The sequence below is a fragment of the Bacillus cereus group sp. N21 genome (genome assembly GCF_016483395.1).
GTDB lineage: Bacteria > Bacillota > Bacilli > Bacillales > Bacillaceae_G > Bacillus_A > Bacillus_A pseudomycoides.
Genome location: NZ_JAEHBX010000008.1, coordinates 96,628 through 120,216, shown reverse-complemented (window position 1 = coordinate 120,216; position 23,589 = coordinate 96,628). Strand labels below are relative to the sequence as shown.

The window sequence follows — 23,589 nt, the reverse complement described above, 5'->3', positions numbered from 1 at the left end:
CTGTCATTTTACTAGATCAGACCGCAGTACAATCGCCTTTTCTACATGCATACACTCTACTTCATGCTGCAACTGTCTTGTCGTGACTGTCATCATCACACGAATACACTTCTGCAAAGCATTCGGTACATCTATTTCTTTTACACACATCACCGGTAATAAGTAAAGCCTTCCAAGTCGCTGCCTGAAAACATGCATTTATGTCAGCTGTTGTAGAAATTAACACCGATACAATATCAGCCGGATAGATTCCACTGTCATTTGCTATTCTCTTCACTAAACGCTCTGTTGCAGTCAATATCTCCTCAGCTTCATTATGTTCGACTGTAATCGCGCCGCGAATTGCGCGAATCAAATAGATTCCTCATCTCTTTGAAATGCTTCTAATGTAGTATGGACAGTCTCATCTGAAATAGATACGACATTCACTACCCCATATTCCTGCATAAGTACCATACGAATTATTCCTGCGTTCGCTTTTTTATCTTGCTTCATCACTTGCACAAGGCGTTCTATATTTAGATTCCTTGGCATATGCGGATAACCATACTGAGAAAACCACCGCTTAATTTCCTTATAACCAAGGTCTACTTTATAAATTTGTTCACTTAAGAATATCGCGAATAACATACCAATTGCTACTCCATCACCATGAGTAATTTTCCCATACCCCATCTCTTTTTCAAGGGCATGTCCTAATGTATGTCCAAAATTCAAGTGAGCACGCACACCTTTTTCAGTTTCGTCTTGCGCTACAATATTTGCTTTTACAGGAATTGCTCGCTGTAATATATAAATTAATTTTTCATCCCGTACATCTTCTAATGTTTTCACTTCTCGCTTTAACCAATGATATAATTCAACATCACCGATAAAAGCATGTTTAATCGCTTCAGCAAATCCTGAACGCCACTCTTTTTCCGGTAATGAATTTAAAAATGGTGTATGATATAGAACTGCTTCTGGCTGATGAAACGCTCCGATCATATTTTTTCCTAGAGGGTGATTAATGGCAACTTTTCCACCAACTGCGCTGTCATGTGCCAGTAACGTTGTTGGAACTTGAATAAAGCGAATACCGCGCATAAATGTCGCCGCAACAAAACCAGCTAAATCACCGATCATTCCTCCTCCAAGTGCAACAACTAAAGAATGTCGATCCATCCCATTTTCAAGCGCTGACGTATGAGCCGCATAAAAGTTTTCAAATGATTTTTCTTTCTCTCCACTTGGAACAACAAATGAAAAAACATGTTTTTCTACTTGCAATGCATCCATAACTTCTTCTAAATGAAATGATGCGACAGATTCATCAGAAATGACCATTACATTAGAAACAGTCGGTTCCATATTTCGAACAAGCGCTGTCAAATGTGACAACGCATCTTTTCCTACATATACATCATACTCTTTAGACTGCGTCTGAATATGTATTTTCTCCATTAAAATTCCCTCGCATATTCATTATGTTTCTTAATATTTTCACGAATACAATCCATACGATCTGCTCCAAATTGTTCCACTAAAGCTACTGCTAGTTCCCATGCAACAACTGCTTCCGCCACAACACTAGCTGCTGGTACAGCACAACTATCAGAACGTTCAATGCTCGCTGAAAAAGATTCTTTCGTATCAATATCAACACTTTGAAGCGGCTTATATAGCGTTGGAATGGGTTTCATGACGCCGCGTACGACAACCGGCATACCTGTTGTCATGCCACCTTCTAATCCACCAGCATGATTTGTTCGTCTCGTATACCCTTTTTCTTGATCCCAAAGAATTTCATCGTGCACTTGACTTCCTGGCTTATGTGCCGCTTCAAATCCAATGCCAATTTCCACACCTTTAAAAGCATTTATACTCATTACTGCCGCTGCTAATTTCGCATCGAGTTTTCGGTCATAATGCACATAACTCCCTACTCCAATTGGCATTCCCTCTACAATCACTTCAACAATTCCACCAATAGAATCTCCACTTGTTTTTGCATCATCAATTGCCTGCATCATCTTTTTAGATGCTTCCTCATCTAAGCAACGAACCGGGGATGCTTCTGTAATTTCTTGTAGTTGTTCTATTGAGTCATATGTAAGCTTTTCTGCCTGCACACCGCCAATTTCAATTACATGTCCAGCAACCTTTACACCTAACTCTGCTAAAAGTCTTTTCGCAACAGCTCCTGCTGCAACTCGAACTGTTGTTTCACGTGCTGAAGAGCGTTCAAGTACATTTCTCATATCACGGTGTCCATATTTAATTGCACCATTTAAATCAGCATGACCAGGTCTCGGTCTTGTAATTTGTCTTTTCATTTCTTTTGCTTCTTGTTCAGTTAACGGATCTACTCCCATAATCTTTGTCCAATGGGTAAAATCTCGATTTTCAACAACGAGTGCAATTGGAGACCCAAGCGTAAGTCCATGTCTAACACCACTGACAATTTGTGCTTGATCTTTTTCAATCTGCATACGTCTGCCACGTCCGTAACCTTTCTGCCTTCTTGCTAATTCTTCATTTATATCATCTGCTACTAAAGATAATCCTGCTGGAATACCTTCTAAAATTGTCGTAAGCTGCGAACCATGAGATTCACCCGCTGTGATGTATCGCATCGGATATTCCCCTTTTCTTGTAATTATTTTATCCCACATTAATGATAGGATGAGGATCTGACCGCTTCTACGCATGAGCGGATGCTCTCTTCCACCTAAAAAGAAAGATTTTATATCGTCTTTCAAGTTGTATGTATATATAGTGAAGATATAGGATTGCCCTATTTTCTACTATATAACTCCATTTTGTTTTTTCAACATATAACTCGTTGCTATGAAAAACTAAAGGTGACCCGCACTCGTTTTCTCGCTTTGTTTTCACTTGGCATGGAGCACGAAGAGGGGCTGACCGCTTCTACGCATGAGCGGATGCTCTCTTCCACCTAAAAAGAAAGATTTTATGTCTTGTTCAAAAGTTATTCTTCCTTCATAGAGGTTTTACTTTATGTATCAATATATCATACCGAGCCTTACTTCGTAACTATTTGAAACTAAAAAAGTGCAAGAAGAGTATTTACACTCTCCTTGCACTTTTCACTATTACCACAGTAATTAAAGCGTTTACAAATTATTTTAAAATAATTAGTAAATCCATTGATTCATTAATTTTGAGTAGTCTACTAATTCTTCTTCTTTAAAGAAAATACCAATCTCACGTTCTGCACTTTCTAGAGAATCAGAACCATGGATAATATTTTTCGCAACTGTTACACCAAAATCGCCACGAATTGTACCTAGTGCCGCTTCATGAGGTCTTGTTTTACCCATCATATTACGAGCAGTATCTACTACACCTTCCCCTTGCCATACCATTGCAAAAACAGGACCAGATGTAATGAAATCTACTAATTCACCAAAGAAAGGTTTTTCTGTGTGCTCAGCGTAATGTTTTCCTGCAATTTCTGGAGTAACTTGCATTAATTTCGCACCAACTAATTGAAAGCCCTTTTTCTCAAAGCGAGCTACAATTTCCCCAATGAAGGCACGTTGTACGCCGTCTGGTTTTACCATTAGAAATGTTTTTTCCATAAAAAATCTCTCCACTTCTGAATTATGTATGTAATTGTATATCCCCACACACATATTAACACCCTTATCACAATTGTGCAATAGTTTTGAAATAGAGAGATTTTTTTATTTGTAAAAGAAAGTCATTAAAATTTTCGTTTTCCAATATACTTTGCAACATTTTGCAACGCATATTTTGCCTGTCCACGTGGCAAAGGTTTTATTACCTCTAATGCTTTATGTAAATAACGTTCACTAAATGCAAATGCCCGATCAATTGCTGGACTTGTTTTAATATCGTGAATAATTTCTTTCATCTCACTTGCAGTTGTATTTTCATGTACGGATACAATTTTTGCACGAAGTTTTGGATCTTCCATTGCATACAAAGCTGGAAGTGTGACATTTCCTTGCAATAAATCTCCACCAGCAGGTTTTCCTAATTTTTCTTCTGTTGAAACGAAATCTAAAATATCATCAATAATTTGATACGACATTCCAACAAAATAACCATACCAAAACAAACGATTTACAGTATCACGACTTGCCCCAGAAGCAATGGCTCCCAACTGACAACTAGCCGCAATCAACAATGCTGTTTTTCTCTTAATCCGTCGTAAATACGTTCTTAAATTTTGATTATAATCATACTTATCCTTAATTTGTTCGATTTCACCCTTACACACTTCCAAAATTGTATACGATAATGCCTGGTGAGCTTCTGGAACTTCTAAATTCGTAATGCACTCTAGAGACTTTGCAAACAAATAATCTCCCGTATACATCGCAATACGATCTCCCCATTTTGCATTTACAGTTGCACTACTTCTTCGTAAGAGCGCTGCGTCAATTACATCATCATGAACAAGCGAAGCCATATGGATGAGCTCTAGAGCAACTGCAACATGTTTAATTGCATCTAACTTGTAGTCTCCGAATTTCCCCGCAAGTAGCACAAATACAGGACGAATTCGTTTACCACCAGCTTCGATAAGCTGTAATGCCGCATCTTCTATTAGTTGTTGCTCTGAGGCAACAACCTTTTTTAATTCTTTTTCTATTACATCAATATCCGATCGTAAAAAAGAGTACATAAGTTGTAACTTCATATTGTTCACCTTAACCTAAAAACGTCTTTTTTCTATTTTAATTTCGGTTTTAATCCTAAGTGCATAGCTGCTACACCAAAAGTAAATGGTTTCACTTGCACATGCTCAAGTCCTGCTGATTCAAACATCTTCGCTAATTCTTTCATCCCTGGGAATGTGCTAGCAGACTCTTGAAGCCATGAATATTCCTTATAGCTTTTTGCAAACATTTTGCCAAACAAAGGCATAATGTATTTGAAATACAAAATATACATCTGGCGAAAACCAATCATCGTTGGTTGAGATGTTTCTAAACAAATCACTTTCCCGCCTGGCTTTACTACTCGCGTCATTTCTTTTAATACATGCATATAATCAGGAACATTACGTAATCCAAACCCAATTGTTACATAATCAAATGTATTATCTTCAAATGGAAGTTCCATTGCATTTCCATGCAGAAGCTCCACTTGCGTCAATCCTAATGCCTTTACCTTTTCTTTACCGACAGATAGCATATTTTCACTGAAGTCTAAACCATGTACCTCTCCGTTTGGACCAACAGCATTAGCAAGTGCAATTGTCCAATCAGCAGTTCCACAACACACATCTAACGCCTTATTTCCAGGTTGTACATCCATAATTCGCATCGTTTCTTTTCGCCATGCTTTATGCCTTTGAAAACTTATAACTGAATTCATTACATCGTATTTATCAGAGATTTTTTCAAATACGTCATGTACTCTTTCTTCCTTTGATTGTTGCATGCGCTTACCCTTCTTCCAATATAAAATTGCTTATGTTTTCAATTTATCTTTTAAAGCGGAAACTATCTCATCAATTTCTTTATGGCTTTGAAGAAATGATTTTTCTTGTTCATCCATTTTTTTCAACCACTCTGTAAAGACCGCTTCCACATTTCTGTCATCATCATTTGATAGAGTTGCTTGAACCGCTTGAAAAACAGGTGCAGTTTTTCTTTTAACATGCAATTGATACTCTTTTTGAAGACGCTTATTCCCTAGCATATATGCTATAAACGGTTTCCAATGTGATAAATGAAAATGATCACATGTTTTTTGTAAAAGTGCCGATTCGATTGTCATAACACTTTTGACTACTTCATCAGCTGTTTCATATGCCCTCTGATATAACATAATTTTATGTTCATTAATTTCTTTAATCCCTTCGGCAAGTGCACGAATTAATACAATATCACAATTCATTGAAAGTAAATAATAATACAGTCCACTATAGTAATCACCTGCAAGTACTGTAAGCTGACGACGCTTATGAAATCCACTTGTTTCTTCATCTGCTTTGTTTGATACTTTTTCATGTGTATCAAGAGCGATTTGTACAAGCATAATCGTTAAAACATAGTGATCAATTTGTTCTTTATGTAAATTTGCATTTTTTAAAGCAGCGTATAAAAGCACTACCTTTTCTTCATCAATAAATGGTTCTTCAATATAGTTTATAAAATAAGGATGGCGCAGTTTTGATAGCAACTGCTCCTTTATATCCGCATACCCTCCGTAGATGTCACACACAAAAAATCACCCTTGTTTTCTAATTCATAAAACCTATTATAACACATACATTCTATTTTCTATAACCAAAACTTGGGGAATCAAGATAAACTATACGTTAGATTTCTATTCATACAATACGCATAAAAAACAAAAACTCATTCACCTATAAGTTTATGGACAGCTATCAAAATATATGTAATTTTTTAAAGACTATATCTCTCACTCCATAAACACACATTAAAATGGAATTCTCATTTCTCCTTGCCATTATAAGAATTTAGATTTCACAGGCAGTAATCCCCACCTAGTTTTGTTGGATACAGACAGTATTTCCTACAAACAACCGGAATCAAAAGTAAAATAATATAAATAAAAAAGAAAAGCAGTTTCCCGCTTTCCTTTACTTTGCCTTAATAAAAGACAAAATTTCGCTACGTGCCGCTGCATCATTTTCTAACACACCGCGCACTGCTGTAGTTACCGTTTTTGCACCAGGCTTTTTCACACCGCGCATTGTCATACACATATGCTCCGCTTCAACAACTACCATAACACCATGTGGTTCTAGCACTTCCATAATAGAATTAGCCACTGTTGACGTAATACGTTCTTGAAGTTGTGGACGACGTGCAATTGTATCTACAGTACGAGCTAATTTACTTAAACCTGTTACTTTTCCACCACGTGGAATATATGCAACATGAGCAACTCCGTAAAACGGAACAAGATGGTGCTCACACATCGAATAAAATGGAATATCTTTTACTAATACAAGCTCCTCGTGCTCTTCTCCAAACACTTTATGCAAATGCTCCTTTGGATCTTCATGCATACCTGAAAATACTTCTGCATACATTTTCGCAACACGTTTCGGTGTATCAAGTACTCCCTCACGATTTGGATCGTCTCCAATTGCCTCTAGAATAAGACGCACTGCTTGCTCGATTTGTTCTAAGTTAACTTTTGCCATCCGCTTAACCCTCCCGAAAAACCTAAAAGTGATACGAACACATTCTAGCATATTTATGATTTTAAAAGCAAAAAGAAGAGTTTCCAAAAAGGAAACTCTTCTTCCCTGTTAATATGTAAGGATTATTTAACCGCATCTTTTAACGCTTTACCAGGTTTGAATGCAGGTACTTTACTTGCAGCGATTTCAATTTCCTCACCAGTTTGTGGGTTGCGTCCTTTACGAGCCGCACGCTCACGAACTTCGAAGTTACCGAATCCGATCAATTGTACTTTATCACCTTGTTTTAAAGCTTCTAAGATAGAATCAAAAACAGCGTCAACTGCTTTTGTTGCGTCCTTTTTAGAAAGGGAACTTGCTTCTGCAACAGCATTGATTAAATCTGTCTTGTTCATGCCATTCACCTCCTCCCAAAGATAAGACTGTATAATGATCATAAAATGAGTCTTACTTTCATTTGTAGGCAATTTTTACAAATTCTATACTACAAAGATGTAGATAAATCATTATCAACGCCTATATTATACGATTCTCCTGTATAATTCAATATTTTTAAAGAAATTGTTACCTCGAAAATGTGAAAAAACGATGAAACTTGACAATATGCTACAAAGTATTAGATAATGGCTATTTCTTTTCTCCTCTCCACCTATCTTCCTCACTTTTCTCTGAATCTTGAGACTGGAGTCTTACAGCCTGCAAATAGCGGGATAAAAAAGCAAAAACCCCCTGCTCGCAGGGGGGGCCTTATAAAATAATGGCAATCAATCCGCCAGATCCTTCGTTAATAATTCTTTCTAGCGTTTCTTTTAATTTGTAACGAGCATTTTCAGGCATTAAAGACAATTTTGCTTGAATTCCTTCTCGAACAATTGAACTAAGCGAGCGTCCAAAGATATCAGAATTCCATATAGAAAGCGGATCATCCTCAAAATCTTGCATTAAGTAGCGGACAAGCTCTTCACTTTGCTTTTCAGTACCAATAATTGGCTCAAATGTAGATTCAACATCAACTTTAATCATATGAATAGACGGTGCAACCGCCTTTAATTTCACACCGAATCGCGATCCATGACGAATAATTTCTGGCTCATCTAGGCTCATATCAGCTAAGGCCGGCGCAGCTACGCCATATCCTGTTTGTTTGACCATTCTTAAAGCCTCTGAAACTTGATCATACTCCGTTTTTGCATGAGAAAAATCAAGCATAAGCTTTAATAAATGATCTTTCCCTCTAATTTCTACACCTACAACTTCTTTTAATATTTGATCGTACAATTCATCTGGTGCATATAAATCAATCTCTGCAACGCCTTGCCCCATATCAATCCCAGCTAAACTCGCTCGATCAATAAACTCATATTGACTAAATTGCCAAACAACACGATCTACATCACGAAGCCTTTTTATATCTTTAACTGTCTCTTGAACAGCTTCTTGATAACTTTGACGTAACCAATGTCCCTCATTTAATACCATAACCCAGCTTGGTAGATTCACATTCACTTCCAAAACAGGGAATTCAAATAAAGCTTCACGAAGTACATTGTAAACATCTGTTTCTCTTAAACTCTCCACACTCATTGCTAATACAGGAATATCATGCTCCTCTGATAAACTTTGACGTAACTGTTCTGTATCTGGATGATACGGCTGTACTGTATTAATAATCATGATAAACGGTTTACCCACTTCTTTTAACTCATTGATAACACGTTCTTCTGCTTCTATATAATCTCGTCTTGGAATTTCTCCAATCGTTCCATCAGTTGTAATGACAACCCCAATAGTAGAATGTTCTTGAATCACCTTACGCGTTCCAATTTCAGCAGCCTCATGAAACGGGATGGGTTCTTCATACCAAGGTGTATTAATCATGCGTGGGCCATTCTCATCTTCATATCCTTTCGCTCCAGGAACCGTATAACCAACACAATCTACTAATCGAATATTTACTTCAAGACCGTCATCAACATGGATGGAAACCGCTTGGTTTGGAACAAATTTCGGTTCTGTTGTCATAATTGTACGTCCAGCAGCACTTTGAGGTAATTCATCTTGTGCTCGCTGACGATCTGAATCATTTTCGATATTTGGAATAACAACAAGCTCCATAAATTTTTTAATAAACGTTGATTTCCCTGTTCGAACAGCTCCTACAACCCCTAAATAAATATCACCGCCTGTGCGCTCAGCAATATCTTTAAAAATATCGACCTTTTCCAAGTGATTCCCTCCCTCAAAATTTTTGGGAATAATCCAATTTGTATTCACATACAATATCCTTCACTGATGTCTCCTATCATATGAAATAACATAAAAATATTCTAGAAGTGTGGACAATATATCATATGATTTTGTCCTAAATTCATATGACTATTTAAAAAAAACTTTTTGTTTGCATCATAAGTTGTAATACATGAAAAAACCTTTCTTCTAGAACTTATTCGCTAGAAGAAAGGTTCATGACTTATCATTTAAAAAAAATTGGTTCTCCGTTTCTTACTGTATACGGTAAAGAGTATGCGGGCACAAATGGTGTATCTTTTAAAAGCATATTACGAATATCTTCCCCCTCTTTCAACTTTTCTCCGTTTTTTTGTAACATTTCATATAAATCCATTCGATAATCAACAAAAATTTCCCCTTTTTCATTAATTACAAGCGGTAATCCTTTTCCAGAATATGGACTTGTCACTTGAGGCACATCTTTATATCCCATCTTTTTGAAATCTAGCTCATAAACACCATCTGCAATAACCTTTTTAAAAGGAGGATATTGATGTTCATCACGATACATTTGCAATTTCAACTTAACATCCCGAATTTGTTCTGCCATTCTTACATCGATTAATTTTACCGTTGGATTTGTTTCTACATCTACTAATACATATTGATATACACCACCACTTTCATATGCATTTCCAGGTGCTTCTTGTATATAACGTGGTGCAATTTTTTGGAAATCAATTGGATATTTTTGATAAATCGGTGTGCTCATATCACGCGTTTTAATTGGCAATAAACCATTATTTTGTTCCTTATATGTATTGACTGCCTTTTGTACAGCTTGCAGCTGATCTTCATAAGGGACAGCATTCTGTTTCATATTTTCTCTAGGATACATACATCCTGACAAAAGGCTTATACAACAAAATATTAAAATAATATAGTTTTTTTTCACAGACAATCCATCCTTTATTTTCTCGCTCACATCTATTAAATCTTGTTTATTCATTTCCACCTACCTCTCCACAATCTATTTGAAAACAAAGAGTGGCGATTATTCATTCTTATTGTTCGACTGGCCCACTAAATACAACGAGGAAAATAACAATCCCAGATACAACCATAAGTGTATAAGCAACCAGCGCTGTAATACCTTTCAAAATTTTATTCTTTATTTTATGCCTACTTAATAAAATAAAAGCTACTGCAATAAACATGAATCCCATTGCTCCTAAAGAAAACCACATTTTTATAAGTCCTTCAGACATATACACACCCCTTAATTATCAATCTATTTTTATACTATTTTAACAAATTAAAAATTTTAAACAAATAGAAAAATAATATATGACCATTCTTTTTAGCTGGTAAAGAGCATCCGACCATACATAGAAGCGGTTAGATCCTTTTTCTGCCCCATGCCAAGTAAAAACAAAAGGAGAAAGCGGGTGGAGACTCCCTTTTATTTTCACAGCTGAGACTTATATGTTGGAGAATATTTATGTATACGTACAAATTGAAAAAACGGCAGAAAGCGTTTCTTTTCTGGTGGAAGAGAGCATCCGACCATGCATAGAAGCGGTCCGACCCTCTTCCTGTCCATGCCAAGTGAAAACAAATAAATAAAATGAGTGTAGGTCACCTTTCGTTCTTCATAATGGCGAATTATATATTGGAAAATCAAAATGGATAAATGTAAATAAAAAACAAAAATAAAACCGAAGCGAATGTATCATCTTCGCTTCGGTTGACCAAATACGCCCACAAACAGCTCCAATCCCATTTCTTCATAGCTATCGTATGCAATCCTCGAACCCTTTGTTTCTCATGCTTTATTTTTTAAACATTTTACTTAACGAGCTAAAGTCTGTTGGCATATTATTATTAATAATCGCTTTTACAATTTGATCTTCTTGCTCTTTTGGTACCTCTCGCCCTGCCATTACTGCGACCTGATGGATTAATTGGCGTAGTACTTTCTCATCGCGTAAATTTGCATTTTGTACAGATGATGCTAATTTAAAAATATCGTCTTTATTTACTTTCGCTTCTTTTTCAATATTATTGAAAATGTTATTATCCATTTTCTTCACCCTCTCTTCAAGTTACAATCCATCGTATGCAAAAAGAAATAAATGGTGAAAAAACCCAGAAAAACAAAAAGCTGTATACGTGTTTTTTCACGCATACAGCTTTTATTTACAATAAATCAGGTATCGCTTCAACTTCATGTTTACGAACACGCCCCATCAATGACCCTACTGCATCTTTCACATTATTTCCATTGAATAGTACATCATATAAGGCTGCCGTAATTGGCATTTCAACTTTCATTTTCTCAGCCATCTCATATGCAGCTTTCGTTGTTCGTACACCTTCAACTACCATACCCATACTATCTAATACTTCTTCTAATGAATATCCTTTTCCAAGCATATTTCCCGCACGCCAATTTCGGCTATGGACACTTGTACAAGTTACAATCAAGTCACCCATTCCCGTTAAACCAGCAAATGTTAACGGATTACCACCCATCTTTCTTCCTAAACGAGCAATTTCCGTTAAACCACGTGTCATAAGAGCTGCTTTTGCATTATCACCTAATCCAAGGCCATCCGTTATACCCGCGGCTAGTGCAATAATATTTTTTAATGCCCCACCGAGCTCTACTCCGACAATATCAGGATTCGTATATACTCGGAAATAACTATTCATAAACAAGTCTTGTACTTCTTCAGCTGCTTCCATACGTTTAGCAGCTGAAGTAACAGTTGTCGCTTGACGAAGCCCTACCTCTTCCGCATGGCTTGGTCCTGATAGGACAACAACATCCCGAATAAGATGCACTGGAATTTCTTCTTCAATCATTTCTGAAATACGTTTTGAAGTTCCCGGTTCAATCCCTTTACTTGCATGAATCCAAGTAATTGGCTGTGAAACAATATCTTTCATATTTTTCAATACTTCTCGATACGCTTTCGTTGGCACGACTAAAAGTACTGTATCTACATCTACTAATGCCTCTTCTAAAGAAGAGTAGGCTACGATTGTGCTTGGCAATGTAATTCCTGGGAGATACCGGCTGTTCTCATGTTTCATATTGATTTCATCCATGAGCTCCGAACGATTTCCCCAAATACGTACATCATGACCATTGTCAGCTAATACCATCGCTAACGCTGTGCCCCAGCTACCTGCTCCTACTACTGTGATTTTTTTCATAAAATCACATCCTCTCCATTAGTCTCTTGCTCTAGAAATAATTCGAATTGGCGTTCCTACGAAGCCAAACGACTCACGCAAACGATTCTTTAAGAAGCGCTCATATGAAAAGTGCATTAATTCTGGATCATTTACAAATACAACAAATGTTGGTGGTTTCACCGCGACTTGCGTTGCGTAGAAGATTTTCAAACGTTGTCCATTATGCGTTGGTGTTGGATTCATTGCAACAGCATCCATAATCACGTCGTTTAATACGTTTGTTTGTACACGAATACTATGACTTTCATTAACTTCATTAATAACTGGTAATAATGTCTGTGTACGTTTTTTCGTTTTCGCAGATAAGAATACAATCGGTGCATAATCCAAGAATTGGAAATGCGCACGGATATTTTCTTCAAATGCTTTCATTGTCTTTTCATCTTTTTTAACTGCATCCCATTTATTCACAACAATAATTACTGCTCTTCCTGAGTCATGTGCATAACCAGCAATTTTTTTATCTTGTTCAATAATTCCTTCTTCACCATCTAAAACGACTAAAACAACGTCAGATCGTTCAATCGCTCTCAATGCACGAAGTACACTATACTTTTCAGTACTCTCGTATACTTTCCCTTTTTTACGCATCCCCGCTGTATCAATAATAACGTAATCTTGACCATCTTTACTATATGGTGTATCAACAGCATCACGGGTCGTTCCTGCTACGTTACTTACAATTACACGCTCTTGACCAAGCAATGCATTTACAAGTGATGATTTTCCTACATTTGGACGCCCAATTAATGAGAAACGAATTGTTTCGTCATCATATGCCTCTTCTTCAATCTTAGGGAAATGCTTTGCTGCTTCGTCTAATAAATCACCTAAACCTAATCCGTGTGTACCTGAAATTGGGAATGGCTCACCAAATCCTAATGCATAGAAATCATAAATATCATTACGCATCTCTGGATTATCAACCTTATTCACCGCTAGTACAACCGGCTTTTTAGAACGATATAAAATCTTTGCTACTTCTTCATCTGCAGCTGTTACACCATCACGGCCATTTGTCATAAAAATGATAACATCCGCTTCATCAATCGCAACTTCTGCTTGTTGACGAATTTGTGTCAAAAACGGCTCGTCTCCAATATCAATTCCACCTGTATCAATAATGTTAAATTCATGATTTAACCATTCTCCCGCACTATAAATACGATCTCGCGTTACGCCTGGGATATCTTCTACAATTGAAACTCTCTCTCCAACAATTCTATTGAAAATAGTAGATTTCCCTACGTTCGGGCGTCCTACTATTGCCACTACTGGTTTCGGCATATAATTTCATCCTTTCAACTTGCTTCTGTTTATTATGTAAAAAACCCTTCTTTGTGCAAGAAGGGATTTGCATTCCAGAATATTTCTCATCGTATCAAAACATCTCATATTATAGCACACGTTACTAATGTTTCACAATAATATATACATTCTCTTGTAAGCGGTGTGCGATACCGTCTAAAATCGCTTCTAAATTATTTGCTACAAATTCCATTTCTTCTTTTGAGTCACAAGTAAATAAAGGTGCCCCCCCAGCAAACTTTTCTGGCGTCGTTGTAATTACAGCAAGAATATAACTTTCTAACATCATCGTATATCTCCCCTTCCTTTTGGGGCCTCTGATGACATATGAACCGCACTTTCTAATGTTGGTACATTCCCTATTACTGCAATCGCTTTTTTTACATCTTGATCTTGCGGGAGTACAAATACCCCTACTCTTCCATCTTCTAAATCGCGCTTAGCTAAGGGGACTAACGCCGGGGTTCCAGAATCTCTAAATATGCCTAATGCAACCGATACATCATGTAAGATTGCTTGTCGTTGTCCAAGATTGGAAATTGTTATTCTTGCGTCAATAGACTTAGGCTTTAAAATAAAGCCCATTCCATACTTCATAATTTCTTCTTGCCTTGCGGGCAATCCAATATTCATAATATAAATATTATCAATATATAGTCCTGCTCCCTCAAAGCGGAGAGGGACATGCTCAATGTCTACAAGATCACGTAACCTTTTACCAGACATCAATATTTTGGCAATAAAGAATCCCGCTGTGCCAGCAACTACACCAGCTATCCACGAATGAAACCCTATATATGTAAATGTTGTCACAAATGCTGTTAACATCGCTAAATAGTTGCGACTTTCAAATACAAGAGCTATCCCCTCAATATATGTGTTTCCACGCGGTACAAGCTCATACCCATCTAATTGCTGCAGTGTATTCCTTTCCATATTTCGAACATCTCGAAATTGAGACGCAGCTAATGTTAAGAAAGTAATCGCTGAAAAATCCTTCTTCAAAATGGATGGAATAGCAATTGCTCCTAAAGCTGCTGCAATTAATCCCATAGCAATGTGAATGATTTTTCCATGTAAACGTGTCGGATACTGCCTCGTATCTGTACGAAGCATCAAAATTCGCGTTACTGTTCCAGCAATGACGCCACATAAAATGGCTGGTGTATATTCAGTCATGTATTACCCTTGCCTTTCTTTTACATGTTTTTTTCTAAATTGTCCTCTATACGCCGATAATTTTGCGATATAAGACATCATCATAACCAGTAGTGTAGAAACAGCAATGATATCAAAGAATGTCAAACCACCAAATTCGTATGGAAAATGAAGCCTGCGAAAAATAAATGTTACCAATATTTCTCCTTGTAGTGCTCCGGCATATAAAGAACATAGACGCAATAAACGATCTCGATGTAATAAAATTGATGCATATACAAGAGTACCGCTTAACATAAAAATCCGATCAATAACAATCCAAATCGGATCATACACCTCTAATAAATGAAAGCTTGTATATAGCATAGCAATGATAAGTGCCGACAATAAGGCATACATTTTTTTCCACACAGAATATAGAGCAATCCCCAAAAAGGAAATAATACCGAGTATAAGAGCGTTTATTGATACAGTGAAAGAAGCAATAGATACCGTTATCTGTGAACAAATAATAAATATTAATATAGCAGCACTAACTTTCCAACGAATTTCATCTTTTTTCAAAAAAAACGTTGTAACAACCCAGCCCACCCACGCTAAAAAATAAAAATAACTTCCATCCATATTTTCTCCTCCTATCATTTCCATTATGGGAACTTTTTATGAAAACTAATCCTTTTCTTCTTTTTGCATAGTTTTTCTTATAACAGCAACACTTTCTATTAAGGAGGTGTAGATAACGATGGGAAAAGACCGCCAAGAAAAGAAACTAAAACAATCGCGCCGTGTCGAGTCTGACCGCGACCAATCGCTGCAATATCCTGGAGCAACTGGGCTTGATACACCAGAGCAAGCTCGCAAGCAAAATCAGCATTAAACAAAATGAAAAAACAGCCGACATCGGCTGTTTTTTCATTTTCCCACAATTCATTATGTTATTAATCCATGCTCCAACGCTTTCTTTATTGCTTCTACACGATTAGAAACTTGGAGCTTAGTATATATATTGATAATGTGTGTTTTAACCGTTGAAATTGAAATAAAGAGTTTCTCACCAATCTCTTTATTTGTCGCTCCAGTAGCTAGAACAATTAACACCTCTAATTCTCTCTGACTTAGCACTGTATTTGTTACTTCTTCACTTTTAAAGATAGTGCTTTAAAAGTTTCATAGCACTTCGTTACTTTATCCACTTCAATAATCTTATTCATTTCATCTTCCCCTTTCCTCTTCATTGTACGAGGCGGGTACATAAAAAAAATCAACCGAACGGTTGATTCTTGCGGTTGATTTTTTTATTATTATCTTATTCTGATTTATAAATAACCTGCAAAAAAACTTAAAAAACATTACCTATTGCTATAGCACGTCGTATCAATCCCACGTTGCGATAACCAATGATACGTGTCACCCTTCACAATAAGCGGCACTCGCTGAAGCTCAGAGAGTGTTCTCGCTCCAAGAGCCGTCATTATAAATTGTAAATCCGTATGTAAAAGTTCTATTTCATCCATTAATTTCTGGGTACCATCATTCATCAATATACGTAAAAAATACCCAGCAAAAGCAGTCGCCCGTGCCCCTAATGCAATTGCTTTTGCTACATCAAGCGCAGTTTGTATACCGCCAGATGCAATAAGAGAGAGGTTTTTATTTGTAGAGGATGCTTCTATGATCGAAGCTACCGTCTGAATGCCCCAATCATTAAAATAAGAAAGCATTCGCTTCCTTCGCTCATTTTCAACTGCAGCAAAATTTGTGCCACCATAACCACCAACATCTACAGCCGTAACACCAACATTAGTTAGCTGCTGTACCGTTTCTTTACTCATACCAAAACCTACTTCTTTTACTATAACTGGAACCGGAGAACTTGTAACAATTTGTTCAATCCGCTCTAATACGCCTGTAAAATCCCGATCACCTTCTGGCATCGTTAGTTCTTGAATGACATTCAAATGAATTTGCAAAGCATTCGCTTCAATCATATCAACCGCTCGTTTTGCCTGTTCAACGCTCGCTTCACTACCCAAATTTGCAAAAACGATTCCATTTGGATTTACCTTTCGAACAATTCGATAAGAAGATGCTTCTTTTTCATCTTTTAACGCAGCCATTTGAGAACCGACAGCCATCGCAAGGTTATGATGCTTAGCCACGTGTGCTAACTGTTCATTAATATGTAATGTGTGATCTCCACCACCACCAGTCATCGCATTGATAAAAATCGGCGAACTTAATGAAAGTTCGCCGATTTCCGTTTCAAATGTAATGCTTTCATAACTTGAATTTGGCAAGCTTTGATGGACAAAAGCAATATCATGAAAGCCATGTATACGAGACTGTCCGGTGGAAAGAGCGTATTCAATATGTTCTAATTTTCGTTTTGCCCTTACCACTTGTACCCCTCTTTATTTCTTTAATTTTTTCAGTTGTTCACCAATAATATCACTAAATTGGAAAGTTGCAGACTCAGAAGTCGGCTCATATTTGCTATAATCTTCTGTTTCATTATTTTCTTCAACAGCTTCTTTTATACTTAAAGAAATACGTTTTTCTGCTGCATGTACTTCAAGTACTTTCACTTTCACTTCTTGTCCCATTTCTAATACTTCATTTGGATTTTTCACGTGACGATTTGCAATTTGTGATACATGCACAAGTCCTTCTACACCTGGTAAAATTTCAACGAAAGCACCAAATGTAACAATTCGTTTCACTATACCTTCTCGAATATCACCCGCTTTAACTTCAGCAGAAACGTTTTCCCAAGGTCCTGGCTGAGCCGCTTTAATCGATAAAGAAATACGCTGCGTATCTGCATCAACCGATAATACTTTGACTTTTACACTTTGTCCTTGTGTTAACACATCAGAAGGCTGTTCAACGCGGTCATGAGAAATTTGTGAAATGTGTACTAAACCATCTACATCACCAACATTCACAAAAGCACCAAAGTCAGTTAATCGTTGAACTGTACCTTCCACAACGTCTCCTTCTTTTAAAGAAGAAATCGCTTCTTTTTTCTTTGATTCTAATTCCTGTTCTACAACTGCTTTATGTGAAAGAATAACACGATTTTTTTCACGATCTAATTCAACAATTTTCACCGCTAATGTTTTTCCTTTATAATCAGTAAAATCTTCTACATAGTGCATTTCTACAAGTGAAGCTGGAATAAATCCACGGACACCAAGATCCACAACTAAACCACCATTCACAATATCTTTTACAGTAACATCAAAAACTTCACCTGAAGTGAATTTTTCTTGCAACTCTACCCATGCTTTTTCTGCATCAACAGCACGTTTCGATAATACAAGATCATCATCTTCTAATTTAATAACTTTTAATTCAAGATTTTGATCTAATTTTACAACATCGCTCGCTTTTTCAATATGAACGTTAGCTAATTCACTAATCGGAATAACGCCATCTGTTTTGTATCCAACATTTACAAGAACTTGTTTTTCTTCAACCTTTGTTACAGAACCTGTAACAACGTCACCCACTTGTAATGCTTTTGAATCCACAACTTCTTCATTCATTTTTTCTACCATGGAAATACCTCCCTACAGAATTGACAAAGCTTTTTTATGTATATACGAAATGAAAACAAATGTTTTCATTTGCATGTTATAAGAAATTTTTAGCATATACTCGCTTCCAATACATACAACAACCTATTTTTTGCTATACACTTCATAGAAGATATAGAAGCCTATATAAATAGTATACAGCAAAATCTCCTTGAATAAAGTATGTTTTAAAATATAATAGCGAATATATTCTGACAGTTTCTCTTCTTTTACTAACTTCTTACAAATTGACTTATTTGTCAAGGAAAGTGTTTCACTATTCTCTGTTATACTAATATTTTTAAAATAAAAAAAGAAAGAGGATTCCCTCTTTCTTTATTTTGCAAACGCTCCAGAAACAATATCCATGATTTTTTGGACAACTTCTTCAATTGATAACGAAGTTGTGTCTAACTCCAATGCATCATCCGCTTTTTTTAACGGAGAAACTTCGCGCTCTGAATCTAATTTATCACGCTTGGCAATTTCTTTTTTCAATTGCTCCAAACTAGAAGCGAAGCCTTTCTTCGTATTTTCAAGGTGTCTACGCTCCGCTCTCTCTTGAACAGAAGCAAGCATAAAAATCTTCACTTCCGCATTAGGTAGCACATGCGTACCAATATCACGACCATCCATTACCACCCCGCCCTTTTCTGCTAGAGCTTGTTGGCGGCGCACCATCTCTTCGCGAACAAGACGATGCTTGGCAACAATTGATACGCGATTTGTTACATTCGGTGTACGAATCGCTTCAGATACATCCTTGCCGTTTAAGAAAACTAGTTGTGTATTTTCACCTTGCTGAAAATCAATATTCACATTTTTTAAAACTTCCATTAAACTTTCTTCATTTTCAATATCTACATTTTGTTCCAGAGCAGCGTATGTAAGCGTACGATACATTGCACCTGTGTCAATATAGACATAAGAAAGTTCTTTCGCAACAACCTTTGCAACTGTGCTTTTTCCAGCAGCTGCTGGACCATCTATCGCAATTGAAATTCGTTTATCCACTGTAACACCTCATTTTTTTCACTTATAAAACAAAATGAAAAGCAGGTACAAATCCCCTGCTTCTCTACACTTGTTTCATACCGATTAAATCCTAAATTATTGTAGCACAATCCTTACTAGAAGAAAATGAAAACTACTTATTGACTTGTAAAATATCAGTTATATTTTCACTTGTAACGCCTTCATAATAAACGATTTTTGATAAATATTTCACTGTGGATTCTTGCATGAAAAGCAATTGAATAATGCAGAGACAAATAAATTGAATCAATAATATACGAATTAAAGCTCCCTCAATTTTTTTCAAAGAAATATCCTCTTTTCATTTTTCTCACTCATTCTAACAACTCACGATAAAAAAATTAAGGATCCATTCCCTTCAATTATTTCCAAAATAAAGTAGTCAACTTTATTTTCATTTCTAATACAAACTTTTATACATTTCCATTGTCGAATCTAGTAAAAACATGGTATGTTCTAAATGTATTTTTTGACTAGAAAGGGGTATAAGCATTGAAAAAAATCCTAGTTTTACACACAGGTGGAACAATCGCAATGGAGGAAGATAAAGAAACTGGGGTTGTACAACCAGGGGAACAAAATCCTCTTTTAAAATTCATTCCAAATTTAGCGGATGATATTGATTTAATCGTTGAAGATGTCTTTCATCTTCCATCTCCTCATATGACTCCTAGCGAGATGTTACAATTACAAATCATCATTGACGAAAGAGTAAAACATGAAGATATCCATGGCGTTGTCATTACACATGGTACAGATACATTAGAGGAAACTGCATACTTTTTAGATTTAACTGTACAAACGAACATTCCAATCGTTGTAACAGGTGCAATGCGCTCTAGCAATGAATTGGGTGCTGACGGTTTATATAACTTTTTATCAGCTGTAAAGGTTGCAAGTAGCAGCGAAGCGCTTGGAAAAGGTGTTCTTGTCGTGTTAAACGACGAAATTCACTGTGCAACAAATGTAACAAAAACACATACAAGTAATGTTGCAACATTCCAAAGCCCTCAATACGGACCAATCGGTATGGTGACAAAACGCGGCGTTGTCTTCCATCACGCTCTCGTAAATCATGAAACATACATGATTGGGCAAATTTCTAAAAATGTTGTTGTGTTAAAGGCATACGCTGGTATGGATGATACATTATTAGCAGCAATTGAAAACCTACCGGTCGATGGGATTGTAATCGAAGCACTTGGTCAAGGTAATTTACCACCACGAACGCTTTCTAGTTTACAACGCTTAATAATTAAAGGGATTCCAATTGTTCTCGTTTCTCGCTGCTTTAATGGAATTGTCCAAGACGTATATTCCTATGAGGGTGGAGGAAAACAATTAAAAGATATGGGAATTGTTTTCACATACGGTTTAAATGCCCAAAAAGCTCGTATTAAACTACTTGTTGCTTTAGAATGTACTCATTCTCAAGATAAAATCCAACAAATGTTTATGCACGATTAAAAAATAAGCTGTCGAAAAATTCGACAGCTTATTTTTGTTCTCTTGATACAACTGTTTGTGTAATTGCTCCACCATGAAATCTTCCATTCTCAATAAAAATTTCATTCGCATTATTTCCAGCTGCAATAACACCCGCAATAAAGATATTCTCCACATTCGTTTCCATTGTTTCTTCTGTAAATATCGGACGTCCTGTTTCTTTATCAATTTCTACTCCCATTTTTGTTAGGAAACTATGATCCGGGTGGTATCCCGTCATCGCAAATACAAAGTCATTTTGAATTGTAAATAACTCTCCGTTACTTGTATACGTAAGCGTATGTTCGGTAATTTCTTTTACGTGAGCATGAAACTGCATTTGAATCGTACCATTACGTACTAACGCTTCAAATTCAGGTAAAATCCACGGCTTAATACTCTGCGAATATTCTCCCCCGCGATATAACACCGTTACACGTGCTCCAGCTTTTACAAGTTCTAGCGCAGCATCTACACTTGAATTTTTCCCTCCTATTACAACTACATCTCTGTCAAAATAAGGATGTCCCTCTTTAAAATAATGAGATACTTTCTCCAATTTTTCTCCAGGAACGTTCATATAGTTTGGATTATCATAATATCCCGTTGCCACTACGATATATTTCGCAGCGTATGTTTCCGTATTTCCATCACGCTTCGTCGTACTTACTCTAAAGAAATTCCCATCTTTTTGCACTTGTTCTACGCGTTCAAATGCATTTACTCGCACACCTTTACGCTTTACCACTTCACGATAATACGCAAGCGCTTGATTACGAACTGGTTTGCGGTTTTCTGTAATAAAAGCAACATCACCAATCTCTAACTTTTCACTAGAGGAAAAAAACGTTTGATGAGTCGGATAATGATAAATCGCATTCACAATATTTCCTTTTTCAATTACTAGTGGATTGATTCCCTGTTGCTGCAGTGAAATCGCTGCTGCTAATCCACACGGTCCGCCCCCGATTATAATAGCTGTTTCTTTTTGCATACTCGGTTCACTCCTAGTCTTCTGCCTCAATCTCTATTTATTACAAAACAAGAAAAAACCTACTTTCAGCAGTAGGCACCTATCTTTATTGTATTCATTTTTCATATATTTGTCATCTAAACGATACGTACATTCGATAGACGTCCGCTAAAAATTGTCTAAATCGTATTCCTTGTTGTCCCAATACATTTTCTGGATCAATCTTCCTCGTAGGATCAAGTGTTTTATGAGATACAATATCCTTTTTAGGATTTAAATTGAATGTATGACATAAATAAGCATGGTACCATGTAAACCGCGTGTAAGAATCCCAAAAGTTAACATTACCTCCATAACACATTTCAACACCAATTGCTGCTTTGTTCGCATCATAACCAAACAAATCATTGTCTGTTGGTACATTATATCTTACATGATACGCTACCTCATCAATTGGGATAATTTCTAAAATGGTTGTATCATCTACAAAGGTATGCGCCGATGCTTTCGGTTGTATTTCGTTAAAGTAATCTCGATTTCCTATCGCATTGCTGCCAGGATTCCCCGTATCATGGCTTACAATGAACCTCACCTTCGAAAGGCGGATTCCTGGTCGGGAGCTTCCGTACCCAATATAATTTCGCTCTATAGGGAACATCACCATGTCTATCAACTCCGCTCTAGAAAATTACCTTTCTTCTTTATATATGTATTCAACCTCGATATCTATATAGCACATTTCTTACACAAAGAGAAAATCAAAAATATTCGAAGTAAATACCATAAATAATAAAATACTTACAGCCGTTCCATAAAACCCATAAAACCAAACACAGTCTTCTTTTGTATCTAAACCGAAAAATTTATTTACGGATTGTAACAAAGAGGAACGTTTTACATGTTTTTTTCGTAAAACCTCTACCCGTTCCATAACATCTGTTGGCATCATAAATCTTTGGTCTGCTGTCATTTTCATTATTAATCTCTCCTTATCTTGTTTCCGTTTTGTTTATCTAAAGAGAGCATAGCACAAACGTTCTGTTGGAACAAGTGTTCTTTTTTATTTTTTGTAATCGATCATCCATTTTTAACAATATTACACCTATTAACAGTAATTATTTAACCGAACCACTTTAAAAGTAATATTATAATTCCCCAGACGATAGCTATCACTGGCCCAACAATACATACTCCAAACAACAAAGACATAATTCCTTCTCCAAATATTTGCAGTACACTCGCCCTTTCACTAGAATTCCTTTTCTTTAACCTTTCTTCTAAATATACGATTCTCTTTTCCAATTCATCCACTCGCTCACTCACATCAATCTTCGTTTGCAATTTTATCTCCACCTTTTCTATGATCCTTATTATGTACTTCAATAAAAAAACGTGGTTTCCTT

Annotated in this window: 27 protein-coding genes and 2 pseudogenes; 2 read left to right on the top strand and 27 right to left on the bottom strand. The window is 36.4% G+C overall.

Annotated features, from left to right (window positions below; translation table 11 throughout):
* Positions 1 to 3: 3 nt before the first annotated feature.
* From JDS96_RS07190 to JDS96_RS07105, 18 genes and pseudogenes are all read right to left on the bottom strand, one after another.
* Positions 4 to 298 (bottom strand): annotated as a pseudogene (locus tag JDS96_RS07190) (chorismate mutase).
* A 53-nt stretch (positions 299 to 351) separates the two neighbouring features.
* Positions 352 to 1,443, bottom strand: a complete 1,092-nt coding sequence (aroB, locus tag JDS96_RS07185; protein ID WP_003206512.1) for a 3-dehydroquinate synthase — start codon at positions 1,441 to 1,443, stop codon at positions 352 to 354.
* Positions 1,443 to 2,615 (bottom strand): chorismate synthase, encoded by a 1,173-nt coding sequence (aroC, locus tag JDS96_RS07180; RefSeq protein WP_018780987.1) that lies wholly within the window; start codon positions 2,613 to 2,615, stop codon positions 1,443 to 1,445. Before aroC ends, aroB begins: the two co-directional genes overlap by 1 nt.
* 522 nt (positions 2,616 to 3,137) lie before the next feature.
* The gene (gene ndk, locus JDS96_RS07175) at positions 3,138 to 3,584 is read right to left on the bottom strand and encodes a nucleoside-diphosphate kinase (RefSeq protein ID WP_003206516.1); all 447 of its coding nucleotides are present in this window, start codon (positions 3,582 to 3,584) and stop codon (positions 3,138 to 3,140) included.
* A 125-nt stretch (positions 3,585 to 3,709) separates the two neighbouring features.
* Entirely contained in the window at positions 3,710 to 4,672 is a 963-nt protein-coding gene (gene hepT / locus JDS96_RS07170; protein WP_003206518.1) for a heptaprenyl diphosphate synthase component II, read from the bottom strand.
* Between the two features lie 32 nt (positions 4,673 to 4,704).
* Positions 4,705 to 5,418: a demethylmenaquinone methyltransferase gene (locus JDS96_RS07165; protein WP_199666454.1), complete on the bottom strand. Its 714-nt coding sequence runs from the start codon at positions 5,416 to 5,418 to the stop codon at positions 4,705 to 4,707.
* 30 nt (positions 5,419 to 5,448) lie between these two features.
* A complete protein-coding gene (locus JDS96_RS07160) occupies positions 5,449 to 6,204 on the bottom strand; it encodes a heptaprenyl diphosphate synthase component 1 (protein WP_018764273.1) in 756 nt (251 codons plus the stop codon).
* A 382-nt stretch (positions 6,205 to 6,586) separates the two neighbouring features.
* On the bottom strand, positions 6,587 to 7,156 hold the full coding sequence (gene folE, locus JDS96_RS07155) for a GTP cyclohydrolase I FolE (protein ID WP_003206523.1): 570 nt from the start codon (positions 7,154 to 7,156) through the stop codon (positions 6,587 to 6,589).
* A gap of 122 nt (positions 7,157 to 7,278) precedes the next feature.
* Positions 7,279 to 7,551, bottom strand: a complete 273-nt coding sequence (locus tag JDS96_RS07150; RefSeq protein WP_001043860.1) for an HU family DNA-binding protein — start codon at positions 7,549 to 7,551, stop codon at positions 7,279 to 7,281.
* Between the two features lie 352 nt (positions 7,552 to 7,903).
* Entirely contained in the window at positions 7,904 to 9,382 is a 1,479-nt protein-coding gene (spoIVA, locus tag JDS96_RS07145; RefSeq protein ID WP_016114091.1) for a stage IV sporulation protein A, read from the bottom strand.
* Positions 9,383 to 9,629: 247 nt separating this feature from the next.
* The gene (locus JDS96_RS07140; RefSeq protein ID WP_026008435.1) at positions 9,630 to 10,340 is read right to left on the bottom strand and encodes a hypothetical protein; all 711 of its coding nucleotides are present in this window, start codon (positions 10,338 to 10,340) and stop codon (positions 9,630 to 9,632) included.
* 109 nt (positions 10,341 to 10,449) lie between these two features.
* Positions 10,450 to 10,653, bottom strand: a complete 204-nt coding sequence (locus JDS96_RS07135; protein WP_016114089.1) for a DUF2768 domain-containing protein — start codon at positions 10,651 to 10,653, stop codon at positions 10,450 to 10,452.
* 564 nt (positions 10,654 to 11,217) lie between these two features.
* Positions 11,218 to 11,469: a stage VI sporulation protein F gene (locus JDS96_RS07130; RefSeq protein ID WP_000369751.1), complete on the bottom strand. Its 252-nt coding sequence runs from the start codon at positions 11,467 to 11,469 to the stop codon at positions 11,218 to 11,220.
* A gap of 115 nt (positions 11,470 to 11,584) precedes the next feature.
* The gene (locus tag JDS96_RS07125) at positions 11,585 to 12,607 is read right to left on the bottom strand and encodes an NAD(P)H-dependent glycerol-3-phosphate dehydrogenase (protein WP_098610069.1); all 1,023 of its coding nucleotides are present in this window, start codon (positions 12,605 to 12,607) and stop codon (positions 11,585 to 11,587) included.
* A gap of 18 nt (positions 12,608 to 12,625) precedes the next feature.
* Positions 12,626 to 13,936, bottom strand: a complete 1,311-nt coding sequence (gene der / locus JDS96_RS07120; RefSeq protein ID WP_003206531.1) for a ribosome biogenesis GTPase Der — start codon at positions 13,934 to 13,936, stop codon at positions 12,626 to 12,628.
* A gap of 124 nt (positions 13,937 to 14,060) precedes the next feature.
* Positions 14,061 to 14,246: a capping complex subunit for YIEGIA gene (locus JDS96_RS07115; protein ID WP_016114087.1), complete on the bottom strand. Its 186-nt coding sequence runs from the start codon at positions 14,244 to 14,246 to the stop codon at positions 14,061 to 14,063.
* Positions 14,243 to 15,136: a YIEGIA family protein gene (locus JDS96_RS07110; RefSeq protein ID WP_003196321.1), complete on the bottom strand. Its 894-nt coding sequence runs from the start codon at positions 15,134 to 15,136 to the stop codon at positions 14,243 to 14,245. Before JDS96_RS07110 ends, JDS96_RS07115 begins: the two co-directional genes overlap by 4 nt.
* Positions 15,129 to 15,739 (bottom strand): annotated as a pseudogene (locus tag JDS96_RS07105) (YphA family membrane protein). Before JDS96_RS07105 ends, JDS96_RS07110 begins: the two are co-directional and overlap by 8 nt.
* 118 nt (positions 15,740 to 15,857) lie before the next feature.
* On the opposite strand from JDS96_RS07105, the gene JDS96_RS07100 reads away from it, so the two are divergent.
* Entirely contained in the window at positions 15,858 to 15,992 is a 135-nt protein-coding gene (locus tag JDS96_RS07100; RefSeq protein ID WP_003206535.1) for a YpzI family protein, read from the top strand.
* A gap of 53 nt (positions 15,993 to 16,045) precedes the next feature.
* On the opposite strand, the gene JDS96_RS07095 is transcribed toward JDS96_RS07100, so the two are convergent.
* From JDS96_RS07095 to JDS96_RS07075, 5 genes are all read right to left on the bottom strand, one after another.
* Positions 16,046 to 16,237 (bottom strand): response regulator transcription factor, encoded by a 192-nt coding sequence (locus JDS96_RS07095; RefSeq protein ID WP_080740238.1) that lies wholly within the window; start codon positions 16,235 to 16,237, stop codon positions 16,046 to 16,048.
* Positions 16,238 to 16,464: 227 nt separating this feature from the next.
* The gene (gene fni / locus JDS96_RS07090) at positions 16,465 to 17,514 is read right to left on the bottom strand and encodes a type 2 isopentenyl-diphosphate Delta-isomerase (RefSeq protein WP_199666453.1); all 1,050 of its coding nucleotides are present in this window, start codon (positions 17,512 to 17,514) and stop codon (positions 16,465 to 16,467) included.
* 12 nt (positions 17,515 to 17,526) lie between these two features.
* Positions 17,527 to 18,675: a 30S ribosomal protein S1 gene (rpsA, locus tag JDS96_RS07085; protein ID WP_199666452.1), complete on the bottom strand. Its 1,149-nt coding sequence runs from the start codon at positions 18,673 to 18,675 to the stop codon at positions 17,527 to 17,529.
* A gap of 354 nt (positions 18,676 to 19,029) precedes the next feature.
* Positions 19,030 to 19,707: a (d)CMP kinase gene (cmk, locus tag JDS96_RS07080; protein WP_097794222.1), complete on the bottom strand. Its 678-nt coding sequence runs from the start codon at positions 19,705 to 19,707 to the stop codon at positions 19,030 to 19,032.
* Between the two features lie 133 nt (positions 19,708 to 19,840).
* A complete protein-coding gene (locus JDS96_RS07075; protein ID WP_003196311.1) occupies positions 19,841 to 20,014 on the bottom strand; it encodes a DUF5359 family protein in 174 nt (57 codons plus the stop codon).
* A 206-nt stretch (positions 20,015 to 20,220) separates the two neighbouring features.
* Between JDS96_RS07075 and JDS96_RS07070 the strand changes: the two genes are divergently transcribed.
* Positions 20,221 to 21,195 carry an asparaginase gene (locus JDS96_RS07070; protein WP_199666451.1) on the top strand — a complete coding sequence of 325 codons (975 nt, stop codon included), beginning with the start codon at positions 20,221 to 20,223 and terminating at the stop codon, positions 21,193 to 21,195.
* Between the two features lie 28 nt (positions 21,196 to 21,223).
* On the opposite strand, the gene JDS96_RS07065 is transcribed toward JDS96_RS07070, so the two are convergent.
* From JDS96_RS07065 to JDS96_RS07050, 4 genes are all read right to left on the bottom strand, one after another.
* Positions 21,224 to 22,207 carry a YpdA family putative bacillithiol disulfide reductase gene (locus tag JDS96_RS07065; protein ID WP_003206546.1) on the bottom strand — a complete coding sequence of 328 codons (984 nt, stop codon included), beginning with the start codon at positions 22,205 to 22,207 and terminating at the stop codon, positions 21,224 to 21,226.
* 112 nt (positions 22,208 to 22,319) lie between these two features.
* The gene (locus JDS96_RS07060; RefSeq protein ID WP_003206547.1) at positions 22,320 to 22,850 is read right to left on the bottom strand and encodes a peptidoglycan recognition protein family protein; all 531 of its coding nucleotides are present in this window, start codon (positions 22,848 to 22,850) and stop codon (positions 22,320 to 22,322) included.
* 78 nt (positions 22,851 to 22,928) lie between these two features.
* On the bottom strand, positions 22,929 to 23,165 hold the full coding sequence (locus JDS96_RS07055; RefSeq protein WP_026008432.1) for a DUF3961 domain-containing protein: 237 nt from the start codon (positions 23,163 to 23,165) through the stop codon (positions 22,929 to 22,931).
* A 140-nt stretch (positions 23,166 to 23,305) separates the two neighbouring features.
* Entirely contained in the window at positions 23,306 to 23,527 is a 222-nt protein-coding gene (locus JDS96_RS07050; protein ID WP_033798763.1) for a hypothetical protein, read from the bottom strand.
* Positions 23,528 to 23,589: the final 62 nt, after the last annotated feature.

Excerpts from the sequence above, each read along its gene's own strand:
- aroB (WP_003206512.1), bottom strand. The coding sequence starts at position 1,443 with ATGGAGAAAATACATATTCAGACGCAGTCTAAAGAGTATGATGTATAT.
- aroC (WP_018780987.1), bottom strand. The coding sequence starts at position 2,615 with ATGCGATACATCACAGCGGGTGAATCTCATGGTTCGCAGCTTACGACA.
- ndk (WP_003206516.1), bottom strand. The coding sequence starts at position 3,584 with ATGGAAAAAACATTTCTAATGGTAAAACCAGACGGCGTACAACGTGCC.
- hepT (WP_003206518.1), bottom strand. The coding sequence starts at position 4,672 with ATGAAGTTACAACTTATGTACTCTTTTTTACGATCGGATATTGATGTA.
- JDS96_RS07165 (WP_199666454.1), bottom strand. The coding sequence starts at position 5,418 with ATGCAACAATCAAAGGAAGAAAGAGTACATGACGTATTTGAAAAAATC.
- folE (WP_003206523.1), bottom strand. The coding sequence starts at position 7,156 with ATGGCAAAAGTTAACTTAGAACAAATCGAGCAAGCAGTGCGTCTTATT.
- JDS96_RS07150 (WP_001043860.1), bottom strand. The coding sequence starts at position 7,551 with ATGAACAAGACAGATTTAATCAATGCTGTTGCAGAAGCAAGTTCCCTT.
- JDS96_RS07135 (WP_016114089.1), bottom strand. The coding sequence starts at position 10,653 with ATGTCTGAAGGACTTATAAAAATGTGGTTTTCTTTAGGAGCAATGGGA.
- JDS96_RS07130 (WP_000369751.1), bottom strand. The coding sequence starts at position 11,469 with ATGGATAATAACATTTTCAATAATATTGAAAAAGAAGCGAAAGTAAAT.
- JDS96_RS07125 (WP_098610069.1), bottom strand. The coding sequence starts at position 12,607 with ATGAAAAAAATCACAGTAGTAGGAGCAGGTAGCTGGGGCACAGCGTTA.
- der (WP_003206531.1), bottom strand. The coding sequence starts at position 13,936 with ATGCCGAAACCAGTAGTGGCAATAGTAGGACGCCCGAACGTAGGGAAA.
- JDS96_RS07115 (WP_016114087.1), bottom strand. The coding sequence starts at position 14,246 with ATGATGTTAGAAAGTTATATTCTTGCTGTAATTACAACGACGCCAGAA.
- JDS96_RS07110 (WP_003196321.1), bottom strand. The coding sequence starts at position 15,136 with ATGACTGAATATACACCAGCCATTTTATGTGGCGTCATTGCTGGAACA.
- JDS96_RS07100 (WP_003206535.1), top strand. The coding sequence starts at position 15,858 with ATGGGAAAAGACCGCCAAGAAAAGAAACTAAAACAATCGCGCCGTGTC.
- rpsA (WP_199666452.1), bottom strand. The coding sequence starts at position 18,675 with ATGGTAGAAAAAATGAATGAAGAAGTTGTGGATTCAAAAGCATTACAA.
- JDS96_RS07065 (WP_003206546.1), bottom strand. The coding sequence starts at position 22,207 with ATGCAAAAAGAAACAGCTATTATAATCGGGGGCGGACCGTGTGGATTA.
- JDS96_RS07060 (WP_003206547.1), bottom strand. The coding sequence starts at position 22,850 with ATGGTGATGTTCCCTATAGAGCGAAATTATATTGGGTACGGAAGCTCC.